We start from the raw sequence: 25323 nt of genomic DNA, 5'->3' as shown, positions 1-25323 counted from the left end.
GAGGTCAAAAAGTGAAACTTAAAAGAAATTTTGCCAAAGTAGAAGAAATTTTAAAAAAACATAATTATCGCCAAGATAATCTCATAAAAATTCTTTTAGATATTCAAAAAGAATATCGCTACTTACCAGAAGATGTTATTAATTATATAGGTGTAGCCTTAGATATACCTCCTGCTAAAATATATGGTGTTGCTACTTTCTATGCTCAATTTTCTTTAAAACCTAAAGGTAAATATACTATTTCAGTTTGTGATGGTACAGCATGTCATATGGCAGGATCTACCTCTCTAATTGAATCAATTAGAGAGGAATTGAAAATATCACCAGGAAATGTAACAGAAGATCTTCTTTTTAGTCTCGATCAAGTAGGCTGTCTTGGAGCTTGCGCTCTTGCTCCTGCTATGGTCATAAATGAAGAAGTGTATGGAAATCTTACCCCTGAAAAAGTTAAAGAAATTATAAAAAACTTAAAAGAAAGGGAGAGGAAAAATGAAAGTGCTTAAGACAATCGATGAAGCATTACAATATATTGAAGAGAAGAAAATTGAGAGAAAAAAGAAACTGGAGGATATTAACATTTTTGTATGTATAGGTACTGGCTGTGCTGCAAAAGGTTCTGTAAAAATTTACGATGCCTTTAAAGATTTATTTAAGGAAACTAAAAGAGCAAAGGTCTATCCTCTCGAAGAAAACAATAATAGAATCAAGAAAACTGGTTGTTGTGGTAGATGCTCTTCAGGGCCATGGGTAATTGTAATGCCTTACGGATATTTTTATTGTGAAGTAAGGCTTGAAGATGTGAAAGAAATATATGAGGAAACAATATTAAAGGGTAAAGCAGTAGAAAGACTTCTTTTTGTAGATCCTGCTACCTCTCAAAGAGTAGAAAAGTTAGAGGATGCAAAATTTTTTAAAGCTCAATCTTTCTACATAATGGAAGATATTGGAAAGTGTGAATGCGATAGCATTGATGATTATATGGGAAGAGGTGGTTATCTTTCTTTTTTGAAAGTATTAGTAGAGAATAAGCCAGATAAAGTTATTCAGATTATAAAGGACTCAGGACTAAGAGGAAGAGGAGGAGCAGGATTCCCAACTGGTATTAAATGGGAAATAACAAAAAATAGTAAAGGAGATAGAAAATTTGTTGTTTGTAACGGAGATGAGGGTGATCCTGGAGCTTTTATGAATAGAACTCTTCTAGAAAGAGATCCCCATGCAGTTTTAGAAGGAATGCTTATTGGAGCTTACACTATAGGAGCTAATAAAGGTTATGCATATATAAGGGCTGAATATCCTGTGGCCGTAGAAATGTTTAGAAAAGCCATAGAAGATGCAAAGAACTTAGGATTAATAGGAGAAAACATACTTGGTACTTCATTTTCCTTTGATATAGAAATAAAAGAAGGTGCAGGAGCTTTTGTATGTGGAGAAGAAACAGCCCTGCTTGCTTCGATTGAGGGAAAAAGAGGAATTCCAAGACCCCGTCCACCTTATCCTGCTCAGGCAGGACTTTGGGGTTGTCCTACTCTTATTAATAATGTAGAAACCTATGCCAACATTCCTAAAATAATAAGAGACGGCGCAGAAGCTTATAGAAAAAGAGGCGTACCAAATTCTCCCGGAACAAAGATGTTTTCTGTCACTGGTCCTGTGAAACTTACCGGTATTATTGAGGTCGAATTTGGAACAACTCTAAGAGAGATTATATATGATATATGTGGAGGACTTTCCGATGGAGATGAACTTAAAGCAGTTCAAATAGGAGGTCCCTCGGGGGCTTGTTTATCTGAAGCACTTCTTGATCTTCCTTTAGACTATGACTCTCTGAAGACTGCAGGAGCAATGGTAGGTTCTGGAGGAATAGTAGTACTATCTAAAAAGACTTGTATGGTAGAAGTAGCAAGATTTTTTTTGGATTTTACAAAAAGAGAGTCTTGTGGAAAGTGTATTCCTTGTAGAGAGGGTCTTATGCAGGCATATCATATACTTGAAAAGTTTACTCAAGCAAAAGGCTCATGGGAGGATCTTGAAAATTTAGAATTTTTGGCAGATCTAATTAAGAAGGCATCTGCTTGTGGATTAGGACAGACTGCTCCTAATCCTATTTTAAGCACTTTAAGATTCTTTAAAGATGAGTATATAGCTCATATTGATGGTGTATGTCCTAGTGGCATGTGCACTGCTTTTAAGAAATATTCTATTAATCCTGATCTTTGTAAAGGTTGTGGATTGTGTGCTAGATCATGTCCTAAGGGGGCTATATTAGGTGAAAGAGGTAGACCTTATAGAATTGAACAAGAAAAATGTATTAAATGTGGCGCTTGTTTTGATAAATGCAAGTTTAAAGCAATTGAAATTATATAGGGAGGAAGAGAGATTATGAAAATATATGTAGACGGAAAAGAAGTGATAATAAGAGATGATGAGAGAAATCTCTTGGAAGCTCTTAAAAATGTAGGTATAGAAATACCTAATCTATGTTATCTATCAGAAACATCAATTTATGGAGCATGTAGATTATGCTTGGTTGAGGTTGACGGAAAAAATATTGTTACATCTTGTAATTTAAAACCATATGAAGGCATAGTTATTAGAACAAATACTCCAGAGATCTATGAGATAAGAAAAGGTATTCTAGAACTTCTACTTGCCTCTCATAGTAGAGACTGTACGACTTGTGAGCGAAATGGAAGCTGTAAATTACAAGATTATGCTGAAGCTTTTGGAATTAGAAGAATAAGATTTGCTTCCTTAACCAGAGATAGTAAAATTGATAGCACATCTCCTGTAGTGAGAGATAACTCCAAATGTATTTTATGTGGAGACTGTGTTAGAGTATGTGATGAGGTACAAGGAGTTTCAGCTATAGATGTAGCAGGAAGAGGTTTCACTTCTAAAGTAGTTCCAAGTTTTGATCATAGTCTTTCTGAAGTAGAGTGTGTATATTGTGGACAGTGTGTAGCTTACTGTCCTACAGGAGCACTTTCTATAAGAAACGATATAGACAGGTTATATAAAGTTTTGAAAAATAAAAATAAAATTATAATAGGAATGATTGCTCCAGCTGTGAGATCTGCCATACAAGAAGAATTTAAACTTGACGGTGATCTCTTTATTGCAGGAAGATTGAACTCTTTCTTGAAAATGATAGGTTTTTCAAAAGTTTTTGAGGTACCTTTTGGAGCAGATTTGGTAGCTTATGAAGAAGCTCATGAATTTCTAGAAAGAATAGAGAGAGGTAAAAACATTCCCCAGTTTACTTCTTGTTGTCCGGCTTGGGTGAAATATGTGGAAGAATTTTATCCTTCTTATATTGAGAATTTATCTACCGTAAAATCTCCACAACAAGCACTAGGAAGTATTATTAAAGAGATATACGTCCAAGAAAATGGTATATCCAAGGAAGATATCTTCCTTGTCTCAATTATGCCATGTACTGCTAAAAAATTCGAGGCTGAGAGAGAAGAACATAAGGGAGTAGTAGATCTTGTCATAACAACAAAAGAACTTGCTCAAATAATTAAAGCAAGTGGTATTAATATATCTCTTCTAAAACCAGAACCTTTCGATAAACCTTTTAATTTGTATTCGCAGGGGGGTTTAAACTTTGGCAAAACAGGTGGAGTTTTGGGAACAGTTTTATCGGTTATTGATAATAAGCTGAAAATTAAATCTCTTTGTGAAGAGGAGATAGAGAAAGGTATAAGGTTATTTAATATGGAACTATCTAACGGTAAGAAGCTAAGAGCTATGGCTATTTATAGCCTTGGAAAGGCAAAGAAGATTATGAGAGATATTAAAGAGGGAATTCTTGAAGTAGATATAGTAGAGGTAATGGCATGTAGTTTAGGATGCATAGGAGGCGGTGGTCAACCATATCCAAATGACAGTATAACAAGATTAAAAAGAGCTAAAGTACTTTCTGAGATAGCTAGTATAAACCCTATAAGTTCACCTGAAGAAAATCCTTATCTTATGGAGTTGTATAATAAGTACTTAGATCATCCATTAAGTCATAAAACTCATAAGATCCTTCATACTAATTACTCTCCAAAAAGAAGAGTACCTGAGAAAGATATAGAGATTTTACCTCTTCCCATTTCAGAAGAGGAAAAAATAAAAGTAAGAGTATGTCTTGGTACATCTTGTTATCTAAAGGGTTCTTATAAGATACTGTCTGAACTTATTGAGCTAGTAAGAAAAGAAGACTGGGCTAATAATATAGAGGTAGTTGGTACTTTTTGTACTGAAAATTGTAGTAATGCTCCAAATATTTTAGTTGATGATATATTAATAACTGAAGCAGATATTAATAAGATAAGGGAGATGTTAATAGAATATGCTAAAAGAAAACAGAGAATATCTGATGTTTCCTAGAGCAACTCTAGAAAGATTAAAACTTTATCATAGACTTCTTTCAGAAGAAAATAAAGAATACATATCCTCAGAAGAAGTAGGAGAAAAACTTGGCATTCCTCCGGAACAAGTTAGAAAGGATCTCTCTTATCTAGAATATAAAGGAAAACCTAAAGTGGGTTATCATGTAAAAAGCTTACTTGATGAGCTTAATAAACTCTTTGGTCTTGATAAAAACGTAAAAGTAGTAATAATAGGCGCTGGAAACCTAGGTTCTGCTCTTACAAATTATCCGGGTTTTGCTAACTATAATATAGAGATCGTAGGAATATTTGATAATGATAATCAAAAAATTGGAAAAAGAATAGGTGATTTGGTAGTACTACCCTTAGACTACCTTGAAAGAGTTATAAAGAGGTTCAGTGTAGAAATAGGAGTAATATGTGTTCCAAAAGAATCAGCTCAAAAAGTTGCAGAACTTCTTGTAAACAGTGGAGTTAAAGCCATATGGAATTTTGCTCCTACATTTATAAAAGTACCTAATGAGATTATAGTGAAAAATGAAGACATATCTTTAGGGCTTCTAAGTCTGAAACATATGCTTGAGGTAAAAAAAACAAAATATTAAGGAATAATAAAAATTCTATCAAAGAAATTTTTCTCTTCAATTCCCTCTTGGTGGCTAACCATCAAGAGGGATATTTTTTTATCCTCAAGATATTTCTTCAAAAATTCTTCTACCTTTTTTTTAATCTTTGAATCTAAGGACTTAAAAGGCTCGTCTAGTATTAGAAGATTATGAGGTATGGTAAAAGACCTAATGAAGGAAAAAATTTGCTGATATCCTCCCGAGAGTTCTTGAGGATATAAATGTAAATACTCTTTAAGATTGAAATATTCTGTAAGAAATTCAAGCATATTTATATCTTTTGCTGTTAGTTTTAAATTTTCCTCCATATTTAGCCAAGGTAAAAATATGGGATCTTGGAATTGGAAAGATATTTGAGGTTTCTCAAAAAATTCAATTCTACCCTCATCAGGAGATATTATTCCAGCAATTATTTTTAATAAAGTTGTCTTTCCACTTCCATTAGGTCCTTTTATTATGATTCTTTCTCCCTTATTAATCTCTAAAAAGATTCCATTTAAAACTTTCTTCCCATTGAAAGATTTTTTAATATTAGTTAATCTTAAAAAAACCATTTTTAACACTCTCCCTTAAAAAACCAGTTCTTTGAAATATAAATTCAGAAGATTTACTTAAAAGAAAAAGAAATAGGGCATAAGCATAGACTTCCTCGACATTTAGAAAAGTCTTTGCATAACTAATTAGAAAGCCAATTCCCTTTTCTCCCGAAAAAAATTCTGCCATAGCTGATATTTTAAAAGAAGAAACTATAGATATAGCAAAACTAGGTAATAAAAAAGGCTTCAGATAAGGAATTAAGAATTTAAAAAAATACTTCTTTTTACAAACAGGATATATTTTAAAAAGCTCTATATATTCTCTAGGTATATTTTTAATAGCGTTATAAGTATTTAGGTAAAAATTAGGAAAAAGCACAACAAAAACAATAAATATTATAGTTTTATTTCCAAAACCAAACCAAAATAAAGCAAGAGTTATCCAAACAATTAAGGGATTACTTTGAAATAAATCGATAATACTTCTTATGCTATTATGAACATATGAATTTTTCACAATTCCGAATATTAGGCCAAAGATTAAAGCTAGAAGAAGTCCCATAATCCCTCTAAACATTGTAGCTATTAAATGTTGATAAAAGTAAGGATTTTTCAATAAGTCAATTATTTTATAAAGTACCTTATGAGGATAGGGAAGAATTAGATTTGAATTTATTACCATCCCCATAAGGTACCATATAATTATAAATAATATCCAGAATAGTATTTTATAGTTTAAAGAAGTTCTCATCTGGAATATTTCCTATTAATTGAGGAGCTTTTTCATATATATACTCTAAAAAGTTTAACAAATCTCTTTTTATAGAATAACCTTGATATCTAAAAGCTAATCTCTTTAAGGATGATCTTATAATATGTCCTTCTATATTGAGAATTTTAGAGGATTTTTCGATATAATTTTCTGGATTCATATTTAGATTCTTAAAATTATCTCTAAATAGTTTATCTATTCTTTCTATATCTTTTTTATTTAAATCTCTCCTTATAGCAATAGAGGTTATTGGCAGATATTTTCCTTTTGAAATCCATCTGTATACTTGCTGAATATCTAAGAGTATCCTTCCATTTTTAGCTAAACACATGGATACAAAGGGTTCGGGTAATAGAGCATTATTTATTTTTCCAGAAATATATAATGATGTTATTTCCTGAGGAGTGGAGTAGTAGATATTTATTTTGTCCTTTAATTCTGTTTGCTGAAGAAAAATATTGAAGATAATATCTTGAGTAGAACCTTTTTGGGCTATATACAAGGTTTCTCCCTTTAGCTCTTCAAATTTTTTTGCTTTATTAGAAATTAAATAGAAGGCAGAAAAGTTAAAAGTAGCAAGATATTTAATATTTACCCCCTTATTATATAAATTAACAAGTGTAATAAATGGAGCTATTATTACATCATATTTACTATCTCTTGCTCTGATAGTTAATTCATCAATGGTTCTCCAAATAGTAAAGTTAAAGTCTGAACTTTCTAAGATTAATGGGGCAAAAGGTATAATACTTGGTCCTAAAGGAATTAATACTTCTATTTTTTTAAGATTATTAGAAAAAGCTAAGTTAGGATTTGATATTAATAGAATAACTAACAATATCAATATTATTTTTTTCAAAATTTCACCTCCATAAAATCGTTATTTTTTTCACGATAGATTATAACAAAAAATTTTTAAAAAAATATTAAATCAGCAGAAATTTTAATAAGCTTTTTAAAGTGGTAAAAAGTTTCCCTATGTAGAATTATCTCTTAATTTATAGATTGTCATATTTTACATCAAAAAGATATAAACCTTGGGGTGGAGCACAAGTAGAAAATCTTCTATCAAATTTTCTTTCTAAGTAGGAAATCCATTCATCAATCTTCTTTCTTCCACATCCTAATTCTACCATACCTCCTACCAAGAATCTTACCATTTTCCATAAAAAGTGAGAAGCAGAAATATAAAAAATTAAAAAATGACCATAAAATTTCCAGAAACAATTTTCAATTTCAACTACTGTGTCTTTATTTCCTTCTTGTATACAAAAATTAATAAAATTATGTTTCCCTAAAAGTAATCTTGCTGAAGTAGATAAGATTTCTTTATTTAAAGGATATTTGATCCACCAGACAAAATCTTTTAAGAATAATGAAGGAATTTCACAATTATATATAATATAAATATATGACTTGCTTTTTGCACTATATCTTGCATGAAAACTTTCATCAACTCTCTCAATGTTTTTTAAAATTATATCTTCAGGCAGAAGAGAGCTTATTGCACGTCTTAGCTTATCTAAGTCCCAGTTTTTCAAAGATTTAAAACTTACTATTTGATTCAATGCATGAACTCCTGCATCAGTTCTTCCTGCTCCAAAAACTTTTATATCCTCCTGGAAAATATCTCTTAATATTTTTTCTAAAACTCCTTGAACTGTTCTTTTGCCTGGTTGTTTCTGAAATCCATAAAAGTTTTTTCCTAAATAAGCAATAGTCAATTTCCAATTGTACATCATCACAGACTTAATAGAAATACTGAAAAAATAATTATAAAAGAAATATAAAGATTTTCTTTCATTTCCCAAGTTAATTTTTTATAACGAGTTCTACCCTTTCCCCCTCTATATCCCCGTGCTTCCATCGCTTCTGCCAATTCTCCAGCCCTTCTAAAAGCGCTAAGAAAAAGAGGAATAATAATAGGTAGCAGTTTTCTGGCCTGTTCAATAAGACTTCCTTTTCCAAATTCTGCACCTCGAGATTTCTGAGCCTTTATTATTTTATCTGTTTCCTCTAAAAGAGTTGGTACAAATCTTAAAGCAATAGTCATCATCATTGAAAATTCATGTACAGGAAATCTGACATAATTAAGAGGTTTTAAAATATCTTCTAAACCATGCGCTAATTCTAAGATAGAAGTAGTTAGAGTCAAAAGAGAAGTAATTATAACTAAAAAAATAAGTCTTGTAGACATGAACACAGCCATTTGAATTCCTTTCTCAGTTATGTGGAAAATTCCATATCTAAAAAAAACTTTTCCTCCTTCTTCTCCAAAAAAGAGATGTAGAGTAAAAGTAAACGCTATTAAAAAATACAAGGGCTTTAAGCTTCGAATAAAATATTTTAAAGGAATTTTAGAGATTAAAACTTCTGAGACTAAGAAAAAAAAGAATATTAAGTAAGAAATATTTAGCTTTAAAAGAAAAAGAAGTATTATTAACCAAAAGGACGATATCAATTTAGCTCGGGGATCTAAGGAATGTAAAAAAGAGTTTCCTGGTATATATTGACCTAATGGAAAGGTCTTCAATGCTTCCATGATGCCAAGTACCCCTTATACGCAAGAATTATTTCCACGATCTCATTTAATGTCATATATCCTTCAACAGGATAGCCTTTTTCCTCTAGAATTTTTATAATCTGAAGAATTTGAGGAAGATCTAAACCGATTTCAATTAACTTTTGTTTCTCTCTAAAGAGAAAATCAATGGATCCATCTAAAATAATTTTTCCTTTATGTAATATTATTACTCTTTTTATTAAGGGAATAATCTCGTCTAAATCATGAGAAACTATAATCAAAGTTTTATTTTTCCTCGTCCACCTGTTTAAATATTGCATTAATTCTCTCTTTCCTCGCGGATCTAAGTTTGCGGTAGGTTCATCTAAAACTAGAACTTCAGGATCCATAGCTAAAATACTTGCAATGGCTAATCTCCTTTTTTCTCCACCAGATAAAGAAAAGGGAGATCTCTCTTTAATTATTTCATAGTTTAAACCAACAACATCCAAAGCTTTCTTAACAGTATCTTCTATTTCTTCCTCTTTAAAACCTATATTTCTTGGACCAAAAGCAACTTCTTCAAAAACAGTTTCTCCAAATAGTTGATGCTCAGGATATTGAAAAACTAAGCCTATAATTCTACATATCTCTTTCATAGACCATTCTCTTATATCTTTTCCTTTTAAATATACCTTTCCTTCTGTAGGTTGTAAGAGTCCATTAAATAATTGTATTAATGTAGATTTTCCTGAGCCCGTTTCACCAATAATTCCTATTCTTTCTCCCTCATTAATAGAGAGAGAAATTTCTTTTAAGGCTAATCTTTCTAAAGGAGTATTTTTTAAATAATAGAAACTTACGTTATCTAAAAAAATCAAAGACATTCTTTAAGCTCCTCAATAGTCAAGATAGGATAATAAATATCTGCTCCTTTATCTTTAAGAATCTTTGATAATTTAGTAACTAAAGGTAAATCTAAACCCCATTTGATAATTTCAGAATATAAAGTAAAAACCTCTTTTGGGGTTCCTATAAATTTCATTTCTCCATTATCTAATATTATAACCTTTTCTGCTAAAATAACCTCTTCCATGTTGTGGGTAATTAATATTATAGAAATTTTTTCTTTTTCATAAAGGTTTTTTATAATATTCAATATTTCTCTTCTCCCTTTAAGATCTAGCATAGTTGTAGGTTCATCCAAAATGATATATTTAGGAAGCATTGCTAAGACACTAGCTATAGCAACTCGTTGTTTTTGTCCACCAGATAATAAATGAGGAGGATAATTCCTATATTCTTTCATACCTACAGAAGAAAGAGCAAATTCTATCCTTTCCTCAATCTCTTTAGGAGATAATCCTAGATTTTCACAACCAAAAGCTACATCCTCTTCTACAGTCATACCTATAATTTGGTTATCTGGATTTTGAAAAACTAAACCAACTTTTTGTCTTATTTCCCAAATTCTAGCTTCATCTTTTGTATTTATGCCATCTACAATTACATCTCCATATGTAGGAATTAAGAGTCCATTTATAAGACGTGCTAAGGTAGATTTACCAGAACCATTTGCTCCTACTATAGCTAAAAAAGAAGGAGAAGGTATTTCCAAGTTAAAATTCTTAATTGCTACCTTCTCCTTTATAATTTCATCTCTATAAACAAAGGTTACTTTTCTAAGTTCTATCATTTACACTAATTCAACTACTGCTTCTTGAGCTGCATCACCTCTACGTATACTTGCTTTCAATACTCTTGTATATCCCCCATTCCTTTGTTGATACTTAGGTGCGATTTCAGTAAATATCTTTCTAACAATTTCTCTATCTTGAATCCAACTATAAACCAGTCTACGATTGTGTATAGTGTCTTTTTTGGCTAAAGTAATAATTTTTTCCGCTAAAGGAGTAAGTTCTTTTGCTCTTGGATAAGTAGTTATAATTTTTCCATGTTTAAAAAAGGAAAGTAATAAAGCCTTCAATAATGCCTTTCTTTGAGGCGTGGGTTTACTTAATTTTCTATATGCTTTACGATGTCTCATCAGATTCCTCTCCTTTCGTACTAGATAACGAATAACCTTTTTCCTTTAATTTTTCTTTGAGTTCTTGAAGAGATTTTTGTCCAAAGTTTTTTATATTAATTAACTCTTGTTCTGTTTTAGAGAGTAGTTCATCTATAGTATGAATTCCTGCCATTCTTAATGCATTGTAAGCACGAGTAGACAAGCCTAAATCTTCCAATGTCAAAATCTTCTTTTCTTCTTCTTTAATAAAAGGTGATTCCTCTTTCTTTATCTCTGAGAAGGAAAAGTCCTGCTCTAAAATAAATTTTGCATGATCCATTAAAATTTTAGCTGCTTCTTTTAAAGCAACATCTGGAGAAAGAGCTCCATTGGTCCAAATATTTATTACTAGACGATCTAAATCTGTTCTTCTTCCAACCCTTGTTTTTTCTACCTCATAACTTACTTTTTTTACAGGTGAAAAGATAGAGTCTAAATTTATAACACCAATGGGCTGTCCTGGAACTTTATTCTCCTCTGCAGATACATAGCCTTTTCCTTTTCTTACTTCTACTTCCATATATAGAGGAACCTCTTCTACTAAAGTAGCAATCACTAAATCAGGATTTATTATTTTTACATTAGAGGGAGCTTTAAAATCTTCTGCTTTAACCACTTTTGGACCTACAACATTTAGTTGAAGAATATGTGTTTCGTTATCTTCAATCTTTACCACTATTTTTTTAAGATTCAATAAAACTTCTAAAATATCTTCTTTCATTCCTTTATAAACATCTAACTCATGCCTTATTCCTTCTATTTTCACTGCTGTAACTGCTGCCCCTTCAATAGAAGATAGTAATATTCTTCTAAGAGAGTTACCAATAGTCCATCCAAAGCCTCTCTCTAAAGGTTCTATTATAAATCTTCCATAAGTTTCATTTAATTCCTCAATAAAAACTTTCCTTGTTTCTTCAATCAATTTATCTACCTCCTTAACGAGAGTAGAACTCAACAACTAATTGCTCTTGTACAGGAACATCTATTTCTTCTCTTGTAGGCAATCTCAGAATTCTACCTTTTAGATTCTCATTATCTACTTCTAACCAGGAAGGAACATGTTTATTAGAAAAAGTCTCAAGAGCTTCTTGGACAGGAATAAGATCTTTTTCTGCAACTTCAATTATATCTCCCACTTTAACATTATATGATGGTATATTCACTTTTCTTCCATTTACAAGAATTTTTCTGTGTAAAACTAATTGTCTTGCTTGAGCTCTACTCAAAGCCCATCCAAGACGATAAACTACATTGTCTAAACGAGTTTCTAAAATTTGGAGAAGTCTCTCACCTGTAACTCCTTTTCCTTTAGATGCTTCTTCAAAGTATCTTCTAAATTGTCTCTCCAATACTCCATAGATTCTCTTTAGTTTTTGTTTTTCTCGCAATCTCAATCCATATTCTGTAAGTTTTCTTTGGGCTCTACCATGTTGACCAGGAGCAGATTTTCTCCTCTCAAAGGGACACTTATTACTAAAGCATTTTGTCCCCTTAAGAAATAATTTAATTCCTTCTCTTCTGCATAAACGACAATCAGGACCGGTATATCTTGCCATATTTTCTTTCCTCCCTCTTACACTCTACGTCTTCTTGGTGGTCTACATCCATTGTGAGGTATAGGAGTAACATCCTTAATTAAATTAATTTCTAAACCTGCAGCCTGTAGAGATCTTATTGCAGTTTCTCTTCCTGGACCAGGTCCTTTTACTAATACATCTACTCTTTTCATTCCATATTCCATAGCTTTTTTTGCTGCCATCTCAGCTGCGAGTTGTGCTGCAAAAGGCGTTCCCTTTTTTGTTCCTTTAAATCCAGCTGTGCCACCACTACCCCATGCAACAACATTTCCTGCAGGATCGGTTATTGTCACAATTGTATTATTAAATGTAGCACTTATATGAGCAACTCCTTCAGGAATAACTTTCTTTTCTCTTTTTGGCCCTCTAACTCTTTTCTTCTTTGCCATTAATTATTCAACCTCCTGAAATTTAAGTTTTTATTTCTCCTTACGTTTTGCACCTACAGTTTTACGAGGACCCTTTCTAGTTCTGGCATTACAACGAGTCCTCTGACCTCTTACTGGTAAGCCAAGTTTATGTCTAATTCCTCTATAACATCCAATTTCTATTAACCTTCTAATATTAGAAGCTACTTCTTGCCTTAAATCTCCTTCAACTTTATATTTATTTTCAATTTCTTCACGTAATCTACTTATTTCTTCCTCAGTTAAATCTTTTACCCTTTTATTTGGATCAACTTTTGTAACCTCCAAAATTTTTTTACTTGTTGTACGCCCAATCCCATAAATATATGTCAAGGCAACATCAATTTTTTTATCTTTTGGTAAATCTACTCCTGCAATACGAGCCATTTATTAGACACCTCCTTAACCTTGCTTTTGCTTATGTCTTGGATTTTCACAAATTACCATCACTCTACCCTTTCTTCTTATAATTTTGCATTTTTCACATATTTTCTTAACAGAAGCTCTAACTTTCATCTTTAACCTCCTTATTACTTGATGAAAATCTATATATAATTCTTCCTTTAGTTAAATCGTAAGGAGATAGTTCTACTTTAACTCTATCCCCAGGCATAACTCTTATAAAATTCATTCTCATTTTACCAGATACATAAGCTAATATTTCAAATCCATTATCAAGCTCTACCTTGAAAGTTGCATTTGGTAAAGCTTCTTTAACGGTTCCTGTAATCTCAATTACTTCTTTCTTAGTCATACATCCCCTTATTCCTCTTGAGTTAAAACTTCAGGACCGTTTTTAGTTATTATCACAGTATGTTCAAAATGAGCAGAGAGACTTCCATCAAGAGTAATAGCAGTCCATCCATCATCTAATATCTTTACTCTGTAATCTCCCATAGATACCATAGGTTCTATTGCTAATGCTAATCCTTCCTCTAAAATTGGACCTTGTCCTGGTGGCCCAAAATTAGGTATACTTGGCGGTTCATGAAGATTCTTTCCTATACCATGTCCTGTAAAATCCCTTATGATACTAAAACCACTTTTTTCTACATGTTGTTGTATAGCCCAAGATATATCCGATAAATGGTTACCTACTCTTGCCTTTTCTATACCCTTCCATAAAGCAGACTCCGTAACTTCTATAAGTCTTAAAACCAAAGGAGAAACCTCTCCTATGGGATAGGTTCTTGCTGAATCAACGTAAAAACCATTATATTCTAATCCAATATCTATACTTACAATATCACCATTTTTCAATATTTTATTTTTTCTTGGTATCCCATGGACTATCTCCTCATTAATAGAAACACAGATTACTTCTGGGTATCCTCTATATCCTTTAAATGCAGGTTTTGCTCCATATTTATAAATTAAGTTTTCCACTTTACGAGATAATTCGTAAGTTGATACCCCTTCATGGATGTATTTTTCTAATTCTTTAAAGATCCTAGCTAAAATTTTTCCTCCTTTTCTCATATTATCAATTTCCTCTCTAATTTTAAGCCCCATTACCAGCCACCTTTAATATTTCTCTAGTTACTATCTCTTTATTTTCTTCTCCATTTACCTCATATAATATACCTTCATTTTTATAATATTCCAATAATGCTTGACTCTCTTTATAGTAGGTATCAAGCCTTTTTCTAATAACCTCTTCTGTATCATCGCTTCTTTGATAGAGTTCTCCGCCACATAAATCACATTTATTATTTTCTTTAGGAGGCATAGATATTAAGTTATAAATAGCACCACAATTCCTACATACTCTACGAGATGTTAACCTCTTTATTACAATCTCGTCAGATACTTTAAGATATATAACCTTTATATCCGCATTAACTAAAAACTTCTTTAAGTATTCTGCCTGTACAATTGTCCGGGGATATCCATCCAAGATAAATCCAGAGGAACAATCTTTCTTTGATATTCTTTCTTTAACTACTTCCCAAACTAAATCGTCAGGCACTAATTTACCTGCATCTAAATATTCCTTTACCTTTTTTCCTAAAAATGTTTCGTTTTTTACTGCTTCTCTAAAAATATCTCCTGTAGAAATATGAGGAACATTTAAAATCCCACTTATTTCCTTCGCATGAGTTCCCTTACCCGCACCTGGAGGTCCAAAAAATATTAATACTCTCATTTCAAAAACCCCTCATAACTTTTCATTATCATCTGAGCCTCTAAAGTTTTAATTGTATCTAAAATTACACCTACCATAATAAGAATACTTGTTCCACCTAATTGGAACTCTGTAACTCCAGTAAGTCTCTCTATAAAGGTAGGTATTAAAGCAATCAAACCTAAAAATACCCCTCCAAAAAAGTTTAACCTATTTAAAGTATTTGCCAGATATTCTTCCGTAGGCTTACCAGGTCTTACGCCGGGAATAAATCCCCCGTACTTTTTGAAGTTTTCTGATAGTTCACTGGGGTCAAAAACAATAGAAGCATAAAAGTAAGTAAAACCTAAAACAAGAAGAAAATAAAATATGGGATATAGAAAGGAGTTAGGAGAAAAAATATTAAGTATATTTTTTAACCATGGAATATTAGCAAACTGTCCTATTGTAGGAGGGATCATAAGAATAGTAATTGCAAATATAATTGGAATAACTCCTGCTTGATTTAATTTTAGAGGTAAATAAGTAGATTGTCCTCCATATACCCTTCTTCCAACCACTCTTCGCGAGTATTGAACAGGAATCCTTCTTTCTGCACTTTCTTCCCACACTACTCCAACAATTATTGCGATTAACAATATAAAAAATACTATTACATTTAAAATCCCAATTTCACCTCTTTGCAATAACAAAAATGTCCTTGCAACATCAGTAGGAAAACGTGCCAAAATAGATGCTAATATTAGTAGAGAAACACCATTACCTATGCCATATTGAGAAATTTGTTCCCCTAACCACATTATAAAAGTGGTTCCCGCAGTTAATGTAATTACAGTAGTAAGAACATATATAGGAGTTAGCTGAGGAATTACTTTATAATTATGCATAAAAATAGTCAATCCAAAAGCCTCTATAGCTGCAAGAAGAACCGTTAAGTTTCTTGCATAACGAGTAAGTTTTCTTCTTCCATCTTCCTCCTTTTTTAGTGCTCCTAAAGAAGGAAATACTACAGTAAGAAGCTCCATCATAATTGAAGCATTAATATAAGGAGTAATACCCATTGCAAAGATAGAAAATCTTGCAAGAGCTCCACCTGTAAATAAGTCTAAAAAACCAAGAAGTCCTTGAGATTTAAATAAATTACTCAAAGCAACCCTATCTACTCCTGGCACTGGTATATGAGCACCAAATCTATATACAGCAAAAATAAACAATGTAAATAGTATTTTCTTTCTCAAATCAGGAAGTTTAAAAGCTCTTATTAAAGTATCAAACACTATTTAATCACCTCTACTTTTCCGCCTGCCCTTTCAATTTTTTCTTGAGCTGAGGAGCTAAAAGAATGAGCTCTTACAATTAAGGGTTTAGAAATTTCACCATCTCCTAAGATCTTTACTCCAAAATTTACTTTTTTAATTATTCTCTTTTTTAGTAATATCTCAGGATCTACTACATCATTAGGATTAAAATTCTCTTCCAAAACTTTTAGATTAACTATGGTATATTTTCTATAAGGAGCATTTGGTATTCCACCAAGTTTGGGAAGTCTTCGAGTAAGAGGAGTTTGCCCTCCTTCAAATCCTGGTCGCGTCCCATCTCCTGTTCTTGAATTTTGTCCACTCATGCCTCTCCCCGCATACTTCCCAGAAGCAGCATACCCACAACCTACTCTTTTTGGTTCCTTTCTTGCTCCTAATTTTGGTTTTAATTCAGAAAGTTTCAATTTTCTCCCTCCCCATTTGAGGATTTCTGAGAAACTTTTACAATTTCTCTTATTTTCTTTCCTCTCATTTTTGCCACCTCAGGAAGATCTCTTAAAGCTTTCAATGCGTTTAAAGTTGCTTGGGCTAAGTTAATAGCAGTAGTTGAACCTAAAGACTTTGCTAGAATGTTTTTAATTCCTGCCAATTCCAAAACAGCCCTTGCAGCACCTCCTGCGATAACTCCAGTACCAGGAGCAGCAGGCTTTAAAAGAATTTTTGAGGCTCCTAATTTTCCAATAACTTCGTGAGGAATTGTTCCTTTGCTTATGGAAACTTTTATGGCATTCTTTTTAGCTTTTCTTATTGCTTTTCTAATAGCATCAGGAACTTCCGCTGCTTTTGCAATTCCTACACCAACAGTTCCTTGCTCATCTCCAACAACAACTAAAGCTCTAAACCTCAAATTCTTTCCTCCTTTAACAACTTTAGCTACTCTTCTAATCTCTACAACTCTTTCTTTAAAAATAGGTTCTAATTCTTTGCTCAATTATTTTCCCTCCTTATTTTTTAAAATTCCAATCCTTCAGCTCTTGCACTATCAGCAAGAGCTTTTATTCTTCCATGATATAAAAATCCACCTCTATCAAAAACTACTTTCTTTATTCCCTTTTCTAAAGCTCTTTTAGCAATAACTTTTCCTACTAATTTTGCTGCCTCTATATTATCTGTAGATTTTAACTGTGACTTTAATTCCTTTTCTAGAGACGAAGCAGAAACCAATGTATGTCCTTTAGTATCATCAATAATCTGAGCATAAATATATCTTAAACTTTTAAACACAGCTAAACGAGGCCTTTCAGGAGTTCCAAATATTTTCTTTCTTATTCTTAAATGTCTTATCTTTCTTTTTTCTTTTCTTGATTCTTTTTCTATCATTTATACACTACCTCCTATTTTTTCCCTGCCTTACCAGCCTTTTGACGTATTTTTTCACCAAGATATCTAATTCCTTTTCCTTTATAAGGCTCTGCAGGTTTAATACTTCGAATATAAGCAGCAAATTGGCCTACTTTCTCTTTATCTATTCCTTTAATTGTTATCTTAGTATTATCTTCTACATTTACACTTAAACCCTCAGGTATCTCTAATTCCACAGGATGAGAGAATCCTAAATCCATGACTAACTTATTTCCTTGAAGTCTTGCTCTATATCCAGTCCCTTGTAGTTCTAATTTCTTCTCAAAACCCTGAGTAACTCCAACAATCATGTTATTAATAAGAGCTCTTGTTAAACCATGAAGGGCTTTAGAAAATTTCTCATCATCAGATCTTTCTACTATTATTTGATGATCTTGTGCTTTTATTGATATTAGAGGATGAAAACTTTTTTCTAAAATTCCTAAAGGGCCCTTTACTCTTAAACTATTTTCTCCTATGAATTCAACTTCTACTTTCTCTGGTATCATTATTGGTTTTCTACCTATTCTTGACATATCCTAATTCCTCCTTTACCAAATCATACAAAGAACTTCCCCACCAATACCTAAAGTCCTTGCTTCTTTATCAGTCATTAATCCCTTTGAGGTAGATATTATAGCAATTCCTAATCCTCCAAGTACCCTAGGTATTTCATCTTTACTTACATAATATCTTCTTCCAGGCTTACTAACTCTTTTTACTCCTTGAATCACTGGTATTTTATTAACATATTTCAAATAAATACGAATAAACTTTTTAGGTTCTTCGCCAAATACTTCATATTTATCAATATATCCTTCCTTTAATAGAAGCTCCGTTATACTAAGTTTTAGTTTTGAAAAAGGAATATCAACTATGGATTTTCTTCTTTGATTCGCATTATTAATTCTAACTAGCATATCCGCAATAGGATCTGTAAGCGTCATAGTAAAAACCTCCTACCAACTTGCCTTTCTTACTCCTGGAATTTCTCCTTTAAGGGCTAATTCTCTAAAACAAAGTCTACAAAGACCAAATCTTCTTATGTATCCCCGTGGTCTTCCACAGATTTTACATCTATTATATTCTCGAACTTTAAATTTTTTGGGTTTTAACCATTTAACAATTTGTGATTTCTTGGCCACAATTTCCTCCCTCTCTTCTAATTTCTATTTTTTAAAAGGCATACCAAAAAGAGATAAGAGCTCTTTTGCTTCTTCATCGGTTTTTGCAGTAGTAACTATAGTAATATCCATTCCTCTTATTTTGTCTATTTTATCATATTCAACCTCTGGAAAAATTAACTGTTCCTTAATTCCAAGACTATAATTACCTCTACCATCAAAGGAATTTGGAGAAACACCTTGAAAGTCTCTTACTCTTGGAAGAGCAATATTTATTAACTTATATAAAAAGGCATACATTCTATCTCCTCTTAAAGTTACTTTTAATCCAATGGGCATACCTTTTCTTAAATGAAAATTAGAGATCGATTTTCGTGCTCTTCTTACTAAAGGTTTTTGTCCAGTAATTACAGCTAAATCTCTTGCTGCAGATTCAATTGCAGAAGGATTTTGTACAGCATCGCTAACTCCCATATTTATCACAATTTTTTCTAAGCGAGGAACAGCCATCGGATTTTTATATCCAAATTTCTTCATCATTTCTGGAATAATTTCCTTTTTATATTTTTGCTTTAGAATTTCCATATCTCTTCCTCCCTAGTTACACACGATCAATAATTTCATTGCATTTTTTACAAACTCTTACCTTTTGTCCTGTTTCTAAAAAGGAATATTTAATTCTTGCTGGATGGTTACAACGAGGACAAATCAACATAACTTTGCACCTATAAATTGGTGCAGGTTTTTCTACAATACCTCCTTGCCTATTTTTAGGGGTAGGTCTCATATGTTTTTTTACAATATTTATTCCCTCCACAACTATTTTATCTTCCCGTGGAAGGATACTTATGACTTTTCCTCTTTTTCCTTTATCTTTACCTGATATTACTAAAACTAAATCTCCTTTTTTTATTCCAAACATAAAATCTTCCTCCTTATATAACCTCAGCAGCTAAGGAAATTATTTTTGTGAAATTTTTATCTCTTAATTCTCTTGCTACTGGTCCAAAAACTCTTGTCCCTCTTGGATTTCCTTGCTTATCTATAATCACTGCAGCATTATCATCAAATCTCACGTAAGAACCATCCTTTCTTCTTATTTCCTTTCTTGTTCGAATAACAACTGCATAGACTACATCACCCTTTTTGATACTTGCTCGAGGAACAGCATCTTTAACACTTGCAACGATTATATCTCCTACTTCCGCAATACTTTTTTTTCCTAACACTCTAAAACACATTATTTCTTTTGCTCCACTATTATCTGCTACAACCAACCTAGTCTGAGGTCGAATCATTTATACCACCTTCCTCCATTACCTCTTCAGTTATAGTAGGGAGAGCTTCTCCTTTTCTTAATATTTTTACTAATCGCCATCTCTTCTCCTTACTTAAAGGTCTAGTCTCTTGAATCAGAACAAGATCTCCCTCTTTTGCCTCTTGTTTTTCATCGTGAACTTTATATTTCTTTAGCTTCTTAACTGTCTTTTTGTATAAAGGATGCGAAAAGGTATTCTCTACAAGAACCACAATAGTTTTCTGCATTTTAGCACTCACTACTCTACCAATCATTTCTTTTCTTTTACCCGACATAGTTTCCTCTCCTTATTTTCAAGATTTAAGTTCTCGTTCTCTTAATACTGTTAATATCCTTGCAATATCTTTTCTAACTAATTTTATTCTATGAGGATTTGTAAGACCACCTGTCTTAAGCTGAAATCTCAAATTAAAAAGTTCATGTCTAAGTTTTTTTAATTCCTCTTTTAATTCATCGTTTGTTTTTTCTCTTAGTTCTCTTGCTTTTACCATAATTATTCACCACCTAATTCTCGAGATACGAAACGAGTTTTAATGGGAAGTTTAGTTCCCGCTATTTTTACTGCTTCTTTTGCTTCCTCCTCTGGTATTCCACCTATTTCAAAAAGAATAGTACCTGGTTTTACAACAGCTACCCAATCTTTTACATCTCCTTTTCCTCCACCCATTCTACTTTCAGCAGGTCTTGCAGTAACAGATTTATCTGGAAATATTCTGATCCATACTCTTCCATTTTTTCCTGCGTAACGAGTAAGAGTTCTACGGACTGCCTCTATTTGAGCACTAGTTATCCAAGCAGGAGCTAAAGCTTGAATCCCGTAATCACCAAATACAACTCTATTCCCACGACTTGCTTTACCTTTTAATCTACCACGATGTTGTTTTCTATATTTAACTCTTTTAGGCATCAACATCGTAATCCACCTCATCTCTTTCAAAATCTTCTTCAAGTAAAATCGAAGTAGTAGAAGGTATTTCTTCAACAGATTCCTTTCCTAATTCTGGTTTATCTCCATGATAAATCCAAACCTTTACTCCTATAACTCCTGAAATAGTTTTTGCCTCAGCAAAACCGTAATCAATATCTGCTCTTAATGTCTGAAGGGGAATTCTTCCTTCCCTAAACCACTCTGATCTTGCAATTTCAGCTCCATTTAGTCTTCCAGAGCACATTACTTTTATTCCCTTTGCTCCTGCTCTTAAAGCTCTATTTATTGCCTGTTTCATTGCTCTTTTGTAGTTCACTCTTCTCTCAATTTGAGAAGCAATGTTTTCTGCAACTAATTGTGCATCAAGTTCTGGATTTTTTATTTCCTTTACAGATATAAAAACATTCTTCCCTGTTAACTTTATTAGGTTCTTTCGAATATTTTCTATCTCCATACCTCCTCGACCTATAAGCATTCCTGGTCTTGCAGTATGGATAGTAATATCTACTCTATTAGCTACTTTTCTTTCTATTTCTATCAAGGAAACACCTGCCTGGGAATAATTAGTCTTTATATAATTCCTAATTGCCCAATCCTCATGTAATAAGATAATATAATCCTGTTTTCCCGCAAACCAATGACTTTTCCAATCTTTTATAATTCCTAATCTAAAACCATAAGGATGAGTTTTTTGTCCCACTTTATCCCTCCTCTTTTTCTTGGACATATATAACAATGTGACTATTCCTTTTTTGAATTATATCAGCACGTCCTCGTGCTCTTGGATTAATTCTTTTCCATCTTGGAGCTTCATTTATCCATGCTCGAGAAATATATAATCTCTCTCCTCTAAGACCAAAATTATGTTCCGCATTAGCTTTTGCAGATCTTAAGCATTTCAATATAAAATATGCAGCTTTATGAGGCAAGGCTTCTAAAATTGCCTCAGCCTCATTTACCATTTTTCCTCTTACTAAATCTAATACTCTTCTTGCTTTATATGGAGATATTCTTACATATTTACTTTCTGCTTTAACCTCAAACATTTGTAGACTACCTCCCTATTTAATAGCTGTGATTCGAGCAGTAGGAATTCTATGCCCTGTAAAAGTACGAGTAGGTGCAAATTCTCCTAATCTATGTCCTATCATATTTTCTGTAATGTAAATAGGAATATGTTTCCTACCATTGTAAACTGCAATAGTATGTCCTACCATCTCTGGTACTATAATAGATCTTCTTGACCACGTTTTAATTATCCTCTTTTCCCCTTTTTCATTAAGCTTTCTAATTTTTTCCAAAAGTTTTGGGTCTACATAAGGCCCCTTTTTTAATGATCTTCCCATAAATTTTCACCTCTATTTTATCTCTTTCTTTTCGTTAGCTCTTTGAACAATAAATCGATCAGATGGCTTTCTTTTCTTACGAGTTTTATATCCCAACGTAGGTTTACCCCAGGGAGTAAGAGGACCTGGATGTCCAATAGGTGCTTTGCCCTCACCTCCACCATGAGGATGATCTACAGGGTTCATAGCAGAACCCCTAACGTGTGGCCTTCTTCCTAACCACCTATTTCTTCCTGCTTTTCCTAAAACGACATTTTTATGATCGATATTTCCTACTTGACCAATAGTTGCTCTACATCTTAAATCAAAAAGTCTTATTTCTCCAGAAGGAAGACGAATATAAGCCCATTTACCTTCTTTTCCAAGAATTTGAGCAGAGGTTCCAGCAGCTCTTACCAATTGCCCACCTCTTCCGGGATAAAGTTCTAAATTATGTATTAAAGTACCATCAGGAATATTTTTTAGAGGAAGATTATTTCCAACTTTTATATCCACATTTTCACCCGAAATTACTGTATCTCCAACTTTTAAACCCTCCGGAGCTATTATATACCTTTTTTCTCCATCCGAGTAACTTAATAAAGCAATTCTCGCAGATCTATTAGGATCATATTCAATACTTATCACTTTTGCTGGAATGTTATCTTTATCCCTTTTGAAATCAATTATTCTATAAAGCCTTTTATGTCCTCCCCCTCTAAATCTTACAGTTATATGACCAAAGTTATTTCTCCCTCCAGACTTTTTTAGAGGAACCACCAAAGATTTTTCTGGTTCCTCTTTTGTTATTTCAGAAAAATCTGGAAGAAGAGCATGTCTTGTTCCTGGCGTTATAGGTCTTAATTTCTTAAGTGGCATAATAATACCTCCTATACTCCACTAATCAGTTCGATTTTATAACCTGGTTGCAAAGTTACAATTGCCTTCTTCCTTTTTGAAGTATAACCTTGAGACATTCCTAATCTTCTTAACTTAGGCTTTTCATTTATAATTGCCACTTTCTTAACTTTAACCTTAAAAATTTCTTCTACTGCTCTTCTAACATCAATTTTATTGGCATCTCTCGCTATTTCAAAAATATACTTTCCATACTTTGATAATTCAGTACTTTTTTCTGAAATTATAGGACTTAGAATTACAGTATATGGATCTTTCATTTTAAAAATGCCTCCTCTAAAACAGGTATCGCATCTATAGTTAGAATTAAATAATCATATTTTAATAAATCATAGACATTTAGACAAGACGCAACCATTGTTTTAACATTTTTAATATTCGAAGTTGCTCTCTTTATAAGTTCATTTTTCTTAGGAAGACTTACTAGAACAGAAGAATTACTTAATCCAAAATTGTCTAGGATTTTTACAAACTCTTTTGTCTTTGGTTGAGAAAGTTCTATTTTATCTAAAATTATAAGATTATTTTCCTTTAGTTTTGTAGATAAAGCAGACCTAATAGCTAATCTTCTCATTTTCTTAGGCATCTTATAAGAATAATCTCTCGGTTTTGGTCCAAAAGGTCTTCCTCCACCTACCCAATGGGTAGCCTTTCTATCACCTTGACGAGCGTGACCTGTACCTTTTTGAGGCCAGACTTTTCTTCCACTTCTATTAACCTCAGATCTTCTTTTTGTTGAATGAGTTCCTTGTCTTCCATTTGCTAGATACATAACAACACACATATGAAACAAATCTGGTCTTGTCTTAACCCCAAATAATTCTTCCTTAAGTTCTATCTCAGAAACTTTTTCTCCATTCTGATTATAAACAGGAACTTGAATCATTGTTCTATCCCCTTCCTAAGAGATTTAATAGCTTTTCTAATTACCAGTAAATTACCTGGCGGTCCTGGAATTGCACCTTTAATAAGCAATAGATTTTTTTCTTTGTCAACCTTTACAATTTCTAAATTTTGAATAGTGACTAATTCATTGCCATATCTTCCAGCCATTTTTTGACCTTTCATTACATGCTGAACTCCACCAGCACCAATTGATGCTCTTCTTCTATGACACTTAGAACCGTGAGACATTCTTCCTCTACTAAAATTCCAGCGTTTTATATGACTCGTAAATCCTCTTCCTTTTGTTTTCCCTGTTACATCAACTAATTCTCCTTCTTTAAAAATATCTACAGTAAGTTCTTGTCCAGGTTTATATTCGTGAGGATTTATAACTCTTATCTCTTTAACAATTTTGAAAGTTGGAAAGCCAAGTTTTTTAAAAAATCCTCTTTGGGGCTTATTTAACTTTGTTTCTTTACACTGTTCATATCCTAATTGAATAGCATTATATCCATCTCTTTCTTCAAGCTTTAAAGACAATATTAGGCATGGTCCCCCCTTAACAACTGTGACAGGAACCACCTCACCATTTTCTCTAAAAATTTGAGTCATACCAATTTTTCTTCCTAAAATTCCTTTCGTAGTTGGTGCAGACATCTCAATCCCCTCTTCTCTAAGTTTTAATTTCTACTTCAACTCCTGCAGGAAGCTCTAAATTCATAAGAGCTTCCACAGTTTTTGCAGTAGGTTCTATGATATCAATAAGTCTCTTATGAACTCGAATTTCAAAGTGCTCTCCGGAGTTTTTATTAACATGAGGAGAACGCAATACCCAATATCTACTTACTTTTGTAGGAAGAGGGATAGGACCAGAAATTTTTGCTCCTGTCCCTCTCACAGTATCAATAATCTTTTTAGCGGATTGATCTAGAATTCTATGATCAAAAGCCTTGAGCCGGATTCTTATTCTTTGTTTTTCTAAATAGCTACTCATAAATTCTCATTCCTCCCTACTCAATAATTTTAGTTACGACTCCGGCTCCAACAGTCTTGCCACCTTCTCTTATGGCAAATCTTAACCCCTCTTCTAGGGCTATAGGCTTTATTAATTTTATCTCCATCTCTAAATTGTCCCCTGGCATCACCATCTGTACCCCCTCGGGCAACCT

General features: G+C 32.6%; 41 protein-coding genes and 1 pseudogene. 4 read left to right on the top strand and 38 right to left on the bottom strand.

Annotation, left to right across the window (positions count from 1 at the left end):
* The first annotated feature begins 11 nt into the window (after nucleotides 1-11).
* From nuoE to NZ841_02060, 4 genes are read left to right on the top strand one after another with little or no spacing between them, the layout of a single operon-like run.
* Nucleotides 12-503, top strand: coding sequence for an NADH-quinone oxidoreductase subunit NuoE (gene nuoE / locus NZ841_02075; GenBank protein ID MCS7201554.1), 492 nt, complete (start codon nucleotides 12-14; stop codon nucleotides 501-503).
* Nucleotides 490-2367, top strand: coding sequence for an NADH-quinone oxidoreductase subunit NuoF (locus NZ841_02070; protein MCS7201553.1), 1878 nt, complete (start codon nucleotides 490-492; stop codon nucleotides 2365-2367). Before nuoE ends, NZ841_02070 begins: the two co-directional genes overlap by 14 nt.
* Before the next feature lie 15 nt (nucleotides 2368-2382).
* Nucleotides 2383-4380, top strand: coding sequence for an iron hydrogenase small subunit (locus NZ841_02065; GenBank protein ID MCS7201552.1), 1998 nt, complete (start codon nucleotides 2383-2385; stop codon nucleotides 4378-4380).
* Nucleotides 4343-4987, top strand: coding sequence for a redox-sensing transcriptional repressor Rex (locus tag NZ841_02060; GenBank protein MCS7201551.1), 645 nt, complete (start codon nucleotides 4343-4345; stop codon nucleotides 4985-4987). The genes NZ841_02065 and NZ841_02060 overlap by 38 nt, the downstream gene beginning before the upstream one ends.
* On the opposite strand, the gene NZ841_02055 is transcribed toward NZ841_02060, so the two are convergent.
* From NZ841_02055 to tuf, 38 genes and pseudogenes are all read right to left on the bottom strand, one after another.
* Nucleotides 4984-5562, bottom strand: coding sequence for an ATP-binding cassette domain-containing protein (locus NZ841_02055; protein MCS7201550.1), 579 nt, complete (start codon nucleotides 5560-5562; stop codon nucleotides 4984-4986). The two genes, NZ841_02060 and NZ841_02055, sit on opposite strands and share 4 nt — an antisense overlap.
* A complete protein-coding gene (locus tag NZ841_02050) occupies nucleotides 5540-6226 on the bottom strand; it encodes an ABC transporter permease subunit (GenBank protein ID MCS7201549.1) in 687 nt (228 codons plus the stop codon). Before NZ841_02050 ends, NZ841_02055 begins: the two co-directional genes overlap by 23 nt.
* A 46-nt stretch (nucleotides 6227-6272) precedes the next feature.
* Nucleotides 6273-7175 (bottom strand): DUF3834 domain-containing protein, encoded by a 903-nt coding sequence (locus tag NZ841_02045; protein ID MCS7201548.1) that lies wholly within the window; start codon nucleotides 7173-7175, stop codon nucleotides 6273-6275.
* A gap of 139 nt (nucleotides 7176-7314) precedes the next feature.
* Nucleotides 7315-8055, bottom strand: a complete 741-nt coding sequence (gene truA / locus NZ841_02040) for a tRNA pseudouridine(38-40) synthase TruA (protein MCS7201547.1) — start codon at nucleotides 8053-8055, stop codon at nucleotides 7315-7317.
* Nucleotides 8056-8057: 2 nt separating this feature from the next.
* Nucleotides 8058-8858, bottom strand: a complete 801-nt coding sequence (locus tag NZ841_02035; GenBank protein ID MCS7201546.1) for an energy-coupling factor transporter transmembrane protein EcfT — start codon at nucleotides 8856-8858, stop codon at nucleotides 8058-8060.
* Nucleotides 8846-9706, bottom strand: coding sequence for an energy-coupling factor transporter ATPase (locus NZ841_02030; GenBank protein ID MCS7201545.1), 861 nt, complete (start codon nucleotides 9704-9706; stop codon nucleotides 8846-8848). The genes NZ841_02035 and NZ841_02030 overlap by 13 nt, the downstream gene beginning before the upstream one ends.
* Nucleotides 9697-10515: an energy-coupling factor transporter ATPase gene (locus NZ841_02025; GenBank protein ID MCS7201544.1), complete on the bottom strand. Its 819-nt coding sequence runs from the start codon at nucleotides 10513-10515 to the stop codon at nucleotides 9697-9699. The genes NZ841_02030 and NZ841_02025 overlap by 10 nt, the downstream gene beginning before the upstream one ends.
* Nucleotides 10516-10866: a 50S ribosomal protein L17 gene (gene rplQ, locus NZ841_02020; protein MCS7201543.1), complete on the bottom strand. Its 351-nt coding sequence runs from the start codon at nucleotides 10864-10866 to the stop codon at nucleotides 10516-10518.
* Nucleotides 10853-11842, bottom strand: coding sequence for a DNA-directed RNA polymerase subunit alpha (locus NZ841_02015; protein ID MCS7201542.1), 990 nt, complete (start codon nucleotides 11840-11842; stop codon nucleotides 10853-10855). Before NZ841_02015 ends, rplQ begins: the two co-directional genes overlap by 14 nt.
* Nucleotides 11823-12443 carry a 30S ribosomal protein S4 gene (rpsD, locus tag NZ841_02010; GenBank protein ID MCS7201541.1) on the bottom strand — a complete coding sequence of 207 codons (621 nt, stop codon included), beginning with the start codon at nucleotides 12441-12443 and terminating at the stop codon, nucleotides 11823-11825. The genes NZ841_02015 and rpsD overlap by 20 nt, the downstream gene beginning before the upstream one ends.
* Nucleotides 12444-12460: 17 nt before the next feature.
* Nucleotides 12461-12853 (bottom strand): 30S ribosomal protein S11, encoded by a 393-nt coding sequence (gene rpsK / locus NZ841_02005; protein ID MCS7201540.1) that lies wholly within the window; start codon nucleotides 12851-12853, stop codon nucleotides 12461-12463.
* Between the two features lie 30 nt (nucleotides 12854-12883).
* Nucleotides 12884-13258, bottom strand: coding sequence for a 30S ribosomal protein S13 (gene rpsM / locus NZ841_02000; protein MCS7201539.1), 375 nt, complete (start codon nucleotides 13256-13258; stop codon nucleotides 12884-12886).
* Nucleotides 13259-13273: 15 nt separating this feature from the next.
* Entirely contained in the window at nucleotides 13274-13387 is a 114-nt protein-coding gene (gene rpmJ / locus NZ841_01995) for a 50S ribosomal protein L36 (GenBank protein ID MCS7201538.1), read from the bottom strand.
* On the bottom strand, nucleotides 13377-13625 hold the full coding sequence (gene infA, locus NZ841_01990; GenBank protein MCS7201537.1) for a translation initiation factor IF-1: 249 nt from the start codon (nucleotides 13623-13625) through the stop codon (nucleotides 13377-13379). The genes rpmJ and infA overlap by 11 nt, the downstream gene beginning before the upstream one ends.
* Nucleotides 13626-13633: 8 nt before the next feature.
* Complete coding sequence (map, locus tag NZ841_01985; GenBank protein ID MCS7201536.1) at nucleotides 13634-14383, bottom strand: type I methionyl aminopeptidase; 750 nt, start codon at nucleotides 14381-14383, stop codon at nucleotides 13634-13636.
* A complete protein-coding gene (locus NZ841_01980; protein MCS7201535.1) occupies nucleotides 14373-15017 on the bottom strand; it encodes an adenylate kinase in 645 nt (214 codons plus the stop codon). The genes map and NZ841_01980 overlap by 11 nt, the downstream gene beginning before the upstream one ends.
* The gene (secY, locus tag NZ841_01975) at nucleotides 15014-16273 is read right to left on the bottom strand and encodes a preprotein translocase subunit SecY (GenBank protein ID MCS7201534.1); all 1260 of its coding nucleotides are present in this window, start codon (nucleotides 16271-16273) and stop codon (nucleotides 15014-15016) included. Before secY ends, NZ841_01980 begins: the two co-directional genes overlap by 4 nt.
* A complete protein-coding gene (gene rplO / locus NZ841_01970) occupies nucleotides 16273-16719 on the bottom strand; it encodes a 50S ribosomal protein L15 (GenBank protein MCS7201533.1) in 447 nt (148 codons plus the stop codon). The genes secY and rplO overlap by 1 nt, the downstream gene beginning before the upstream one ends.
* Nucleotides 16716-17246 (bottom strand): 30S ribosomal protein S5, encoded by a 531-nt coding sequence (rpsE, locus tag NZ841_01965; protein MCS7201532.1) that lies wholly within the window; start codon nucleotides 17244-17246, stop codon nucleotides 16716-16718. The genes rplO and rpsE overlap by 4 nt, the downstream gene beginning before the upstream one ends.
* Before the next feature lie 20 nt (nucleotides 17247-17266).
* Complete coding sequence (gene rplR, locus NZ841_01960) at nucleotides 17267-17635, bottom strand: 50S ribosomal protein L18 (protein MCS7201531.1); 369 nt, start codon at nucleotides 17633-17635, stop codon at nucleotides 17267-17269.
* Between the two features lie 14 nt (nucleotides 17636-17649).
* Nucleotides 17650-18192 carry a 50S ribosomal protein L6 gene (gene rplF, locus NZ841_01955; protein MCS7201530.1) on the bottom strand — a complete coding sequence of 181 codons (543 nt, stop codon included), beginning with the start codon at nucleotides 18190-18192 and terminating at the stop codon, nucleotides 17650-17652.
* Nucleotides 18193-18207: 15 nt separating this feature from the next.
* A complete protein-coding gene (gene rpsH / locus NZ841_01950) occupies nucleotides 18208-18603 on the bottom strand; it encodes a 30S ribosomal protein S8 (GenBank protein ID MCS7201529.1) in 396 nt (131 codons plus the stop codon).
* A gap of 12 nt (nucleotides 18604-18615) precedes the next feature.
* Nucleotides 18616-18801: a type Z 30S ribosomal protein S14 gene (locus tag NZ841_01945; protein ID MCS7201528.1), complete on the bottom strand. Its 186-nt coding sequence runs from the start codon at nucleotides 18799-18801 to the stop codon at nucleotides 18616-18618.
* Between the two features lie 24 nt (nucleotides 18802-18825).
* Nucleotides 18826-19365 (bottom strand): 50S ribosomal protein L5, encoded by a 540-nt coding sequence (gene rplE, locus NZ841_01940; GenBank protein MCS7201527.1) that lies wholly within the window; start codon nucleotides 19363-19365, stop codon nucleotides 18826-18828.
* A 16-nt stretch (nucleotides 19366-19381) separates the two neighbouring features.
* Nucleotides 19382-19702, bottom strand: a complete 321-nt coding sequence (rplX, locus tag NZ841_01935; GenBank protein ID MCS7201526.1) for a 50S ribosomal protein L24 — start codon at nucleotides 19700-19702, stop codon at nucleotides 19382-19384.
* 13 nt (nucleotides 19703-19715) lie between these two features.
* Nucleotides 19716-20078, bottom strand: coding sequence for a 50S ribosomal protein L14 (gene rplN / locus NZ841_01930; GenBank protein ID MCS7201525.1), 363 nt, complete (start codon nucleotides 20076-20078; stop codon nucleotides 19716-19718).
* A gap of 40 nt (nucleotides 20079-20118) precedes the next feature.
* Nucleotides 20119-20373 (bottom strand): annotated as a pseudogene (gene rpsQ / locus NZ841_01925) (30S ribosomal protein S17).
* A gap of 18 nt (nucleotides 20374-20391) precedes the next feature.
* The gene (rpmC, locus tag NZ841_01920) at nucleotides 20392-20589 is read right to left on the bottom strand and encodes a 50S ribosomal protein L29 (protein MCS7201524.1); all 198 of its coding nucleotides are present in this window, start codon (nucleotides 20587-20589) and stop codon (nucleotides 20392-20394) included.
* A 2-nt stretch (nucleotides 20590-20591) separates the two neighbouring features.
* Nucleotides 20592-21011 (bottom strand): 50S ribosomal protein L16, encoded by a 420-nt coding sequence (gene rplP, locus NZ841_01915; protein ID MCS7201523.1) that lies wholly within the window; start codon nucleotides 21009-21011, stop codon nucleotides 20592-20594.
* Nucleotides 20998-21726, bottom strand: coding sequence for a 30S ribosomal protein S3 (gene rpsC, locus NZ841_01910; protein ID MCS7201522.1), 729 nt, complete (start codon nucleotides 21724-21726; stop codon nucleotides 20998-21000). Before rpsC ends, rplP begins: the two co-directional genes overlap by 14 nt.
* A gap of 1 nt (nucleotide 21727) precedes the next feature.
* Nucleotides 21728-22072, bottom strand: coding sequence for a 50S ribosomal protein L22 (rplV, locus tag NZ841_01905; protein MCS7201521.1), 345 nt, complete (start codon nucleotides 22070-22072; stop codon nucleotides 21728-21730).
* A 15-nt stretch (nucleotides 22073-22087) separates the two neighbouring features.
* Nucleotides 22088-22372, bottom strand: coding sequence for a 30S ribosomal protein S19 (gene rpsS, locus NZ841_01900; GenBank protein ID MCS7201520.1), 285 nt, complete (start codon nucleotides 22370-22372; stop codon nucleotides 22088-22090).
* Between the two features lie 12 nt (nucleotides 22373-22384).
* Nucleotides 22385-23230, bottom strand: a complete 846-nt coding sequence (rplB, locus tag NZ841_01895) for a 50S ribosomal protein L2 (protein MCS7201519.1) — start codon at nucleotides 23228-23230, stop codon at nucleotides 22385-22387.
* Between the two features lie 11 nt (nucleotides 23231-23241).
* Nucleotides 23242-23529 (bottom strand): 50S ribosomal protein L23, encoded by a 288-nt coding sequence (gene rplW / locus NZ841_01890; GenBank protein ID MCS7201518.1) that lies wholly within the window; start codon nucleotides 23527-23529, stop codon nucleotides 23242-23244.
* A complete protein-coding gene (rplD, locus tag NZ841_01885; protein ID MCS7201517.1) occupies nucleotides 23526-24155 on the bottom strand; it encodes a 50S ribosomal protein L4 in 630 nt (209 codons plus the stop codon). Before rplD ends, rplW begins: the two co-directional genes overlap by 4 nt.
* On the bottom strand, nucleotides 24152-24811 hold the full coding sequence (rplC, locus tag NZ841_01880; GenBank protein ID MCS7201516.1) for a 50S ribosomal protein L3: 660 nt from the start codon (nucleotides 24809-24811) through the stop codon (nucleotides 24152-24154). Before rplC ends, rplD begins: the two co-directional genes overlap by 4 nt.
* 16 nt (nucleotides 24812-24827) lie before the next feature.
* Entirely contained in the window at nucleotides 24828-25148 is a 321-nt protein-coding gene (gene rpsJ, locus NZ841_01875; GenBank protein ID MCS7201515.1) for a 30S ribosomal protein S10, read from the bottom strand.
* Between the two features lie 16 nt (nucleotides 25149-25164).
* A partial coding sequence (gene tuf / locus NZ841_01870; protein ID MCS7201514.1) for an elongation factor Tu occupies nucleotides 25165-25323 on the bottom strand: 159 nt, incomplete at its 5' end.

Origin of the sequence: Dictyoglomus sp. (genome assembly GCA_025060475.1) — a bacterium.
In the GTDB taxonomy this organism is placed as follows: Bacteria; Dictyoglomota; Dictyoglomia; order Dictyoglomales; family Dictyoglomaceae; genus NZ13-RE01.
This window is presented reverse-complemented; position numbering and strand designations above follow the sequence as displayed.

What these genes read in the sequence shown, in the direction of transcription:
- NZ841_02070 (MCS7201553.1), top strand. Translation starts at nt 490, where the DNA reads ATGAAAGTGCTTAAGACAATCGATGAAGCATTACAATATATTGAAGAG.
- NZ841_02065 (MCS7201552.1), top strand. Translation starts at nt 2,383, where the DNA reads ATGAAAATATATGTAGACGGAAAAGAAGTGATAATAAGAGATGATGAG.
- NZ841_02060 (MCS7201551.1), top strand. Translation starts at nt 4,343, where the DNA reads ATGCTAAAAGAAAACAGAGAATATCTGATGTTTCCTAGAGCAACTCTA.
- NZ841_02055 (MCS7201550.1), bottom strand. Translation starts at nt 5,562, where the DNA reads ATGGTTTTTTTAAGATTAACTAATATTAAAAAATCTTTCAATGGGAAG.
- NZ841_02050 (MCS7201549.1), bottom strand. Translation starts at nt 6,226, where the DNA reads ATGGTAATAAATTCAAATCTAATTCTTCCCTATCCTCATAAGGTACTT.
- truA (MCS7201547.1), bottom strand. Translation starts at nt 8,055, where the DNA reads ATGTACAATTGGAAATTGACTATTGCTTATTTAGGAAAAAACTTTTAT.
- NZ841_02035 (MCS7201546.1), bottom strand. Translation starts at nt 8,858, where the DNA reads ATGGAAGCATTGAAGACCTTTCCATTAGGTCAATATATACCAGGAAAC.
- NZ841_02030 (MCS7201545.1), bottom strand. Translation starts at nt 9,706, where the DNA reads ATGTCTTTGATTTTTTTAGATAACGTAAGTTTCTATTATTTAAAAAAT.
- NZ841_02025 (MCS7201544.1), bottom strand. Translation starts at nt 10,515, where the DNA reads ATGATAGAACTTAGAAAAGTAACCTTTGTTTATAGAGATGAAATTATA.
- rplQ (MCS7201543.1), bottom strand. Translation starts at nt 10,866, where the DNA reads ATGAGACATCGTAAAGCATATAGAAAATTAAGTAAACCCACGCCTCAA.
- rpsD (MCS7201541.1), bottom strand. Translation starts at nt 12,443, where the DNA reads ATGGCAAGATATACCGGTCCTGATTGTCGTTTATGCAGAAGAGAAGGA.
- rpsK (MCS7201540.1), bottom strand. Translation starts at nt 12,853, where the DNA reads ATGGCAAAGAAGAAAAGAGTTAGAGGGCCAAAAAGAGAAAAGAAAGTT.
- rpsM (MCS7201539.1), bottom strand. Translation starts at nt 13,258, where the DNA reads ATGGCTCGTATTGCAGGAGTAGATTTACCAAAAGATAAAAAAATTGAT.
- rpmJ (MCS7201538.1), bottom strand. Translation starts at nt 13,387, where the DNA reads ATGAAAGTTAGAGCTTCTGTTAAGAAAATATGTGAAAAATGCAAAATT.
- infA (MCS7201537.1), bottom strand. Translation starts at nt 13,625, where the DNA reads ATGACTAAGAAAGAAGTAATTGAGATTACAGGAACCGTTAAAGAAGCT.
- map (MCS7201536.1), bottom strand. Translation starts at nt 14,383, where the DNA reads ATGGGGCTTAAAATTAGAGAGGAAATTGATAATATGAGAAAAGGAGGA.
- NZ841_01980 (MCS7201535.1), bottom strand. Translation starts at nt 15,017, where the DNA reads ATGAGAGTATTAATATTTTTTGGACCTCCAGGTGCGGGTAAGGGAACT.
- rplR (MCS7201531.1), bottom strand. Translation starts at nt 17,635, where the DNA reads ATGATAGAAAAAGAATCAAGAAAAGAAAAAAGAAAGATAAGACATTTA.
- rplF (MCS7201530.1), bottom strand. Translation starts at nt 18,192, where the DNA reads ATGTCAAGAATAGGTAGAAAACCAATAATGATACCAGAGAAAGTAGAA.
- rpsH (MCS7201529.1), bottom strand. Translation starts at nt 18,603, where the DNA reads ATGACGCTTACAGATCCTATTGCGGATATGCTAGTTAGAATTAATAAT.
- rplE (MCS7201527.1), bottom strand. Translation starts at nt 19,365, where the DNA reads ATGGAAATTCTAAAGCAAAAATATAAAAAGGAAATTATTCCAGAAATG.
- rplX (MCS7201526.1), bottom strand. Translation starts at nt 19,702, where the DNA reads ATGTTTGGAATAAAAAAAGGAGATTTAGTTTTAGTAATATCAGGTAAA.
- rplN (MCS7201525.1), bottom strand. Translation starts at nt 20,078, where the DNA reads ATGATTCGACCTCAGACTAGGTTGGTTGTAGCAGATAATAGTGGAGCA.
- rpmC (MCS7201524.1), bottom strand. Translation starts at nt 20,589, where the DNA reads ATGGTAAAAGCAAGAGAACTAAGAGAAAAAACAAACGATGAATTAAAA.
- rplP (MCS7201523.1), bottom strand. Translation starts at nt 21,011, where the DNA reads ATGTTGATGCCTAAAAGAGTTAAATATAGAAAACAACATCGTGGTAGA.
- rplV (MCS7201521.1), bottom strand. Translation starts at nt 22,072, where the DNA reads ATGTTTGAGGTTAAAGCAGAAAGTAAATATGTAAGAATATCTCCATAT.
- rpsS (MCS7201520.1), bottom strand. Translation starts at nt 22,372, where the DNA reads ATGGGAAGATCATTAAAAAAGGGGCCTTATGTAGACCCAAAACTTTTG.
- rplB (MCS7201519.1), bottom strand. Translation starts at nt 23,230, where the DNA reads ATGCCACTTAAGAAATTAAGACCTATAACGCCAGGAACAAGACATGCT.
- rplW (MCS7201518.1), bottom strand. Translation starts at nt 23,529, where the DNA reads ATGAAAGATCCATATACTGTAATTCTAAGTCCTATAATTTCAGAAAAA.
- rplD (MCS7201517.1), bottom strand. Translation starts at nt 24,155, where the DNA reads ATGATTCAAGTTCCTGTTTATAATCAGAATGGAGAAAAAGTTTCTGAG.
- rplC (MCS7201516.1), bottom strand. Translation starts at nt 24,811, where the DNA reads ATGTCTGCACCAACTACGAAAGGAATTTTAGGAAGAAAAATTGGTATG.
- rpsJ (MCS7201515.1), bottom strand. Translation starts at nt 25,148, where the DNA reads ATGAGTAGCTATTTAGAAAAACAAAGAATAAGAATCCGGCTCAAGGCT.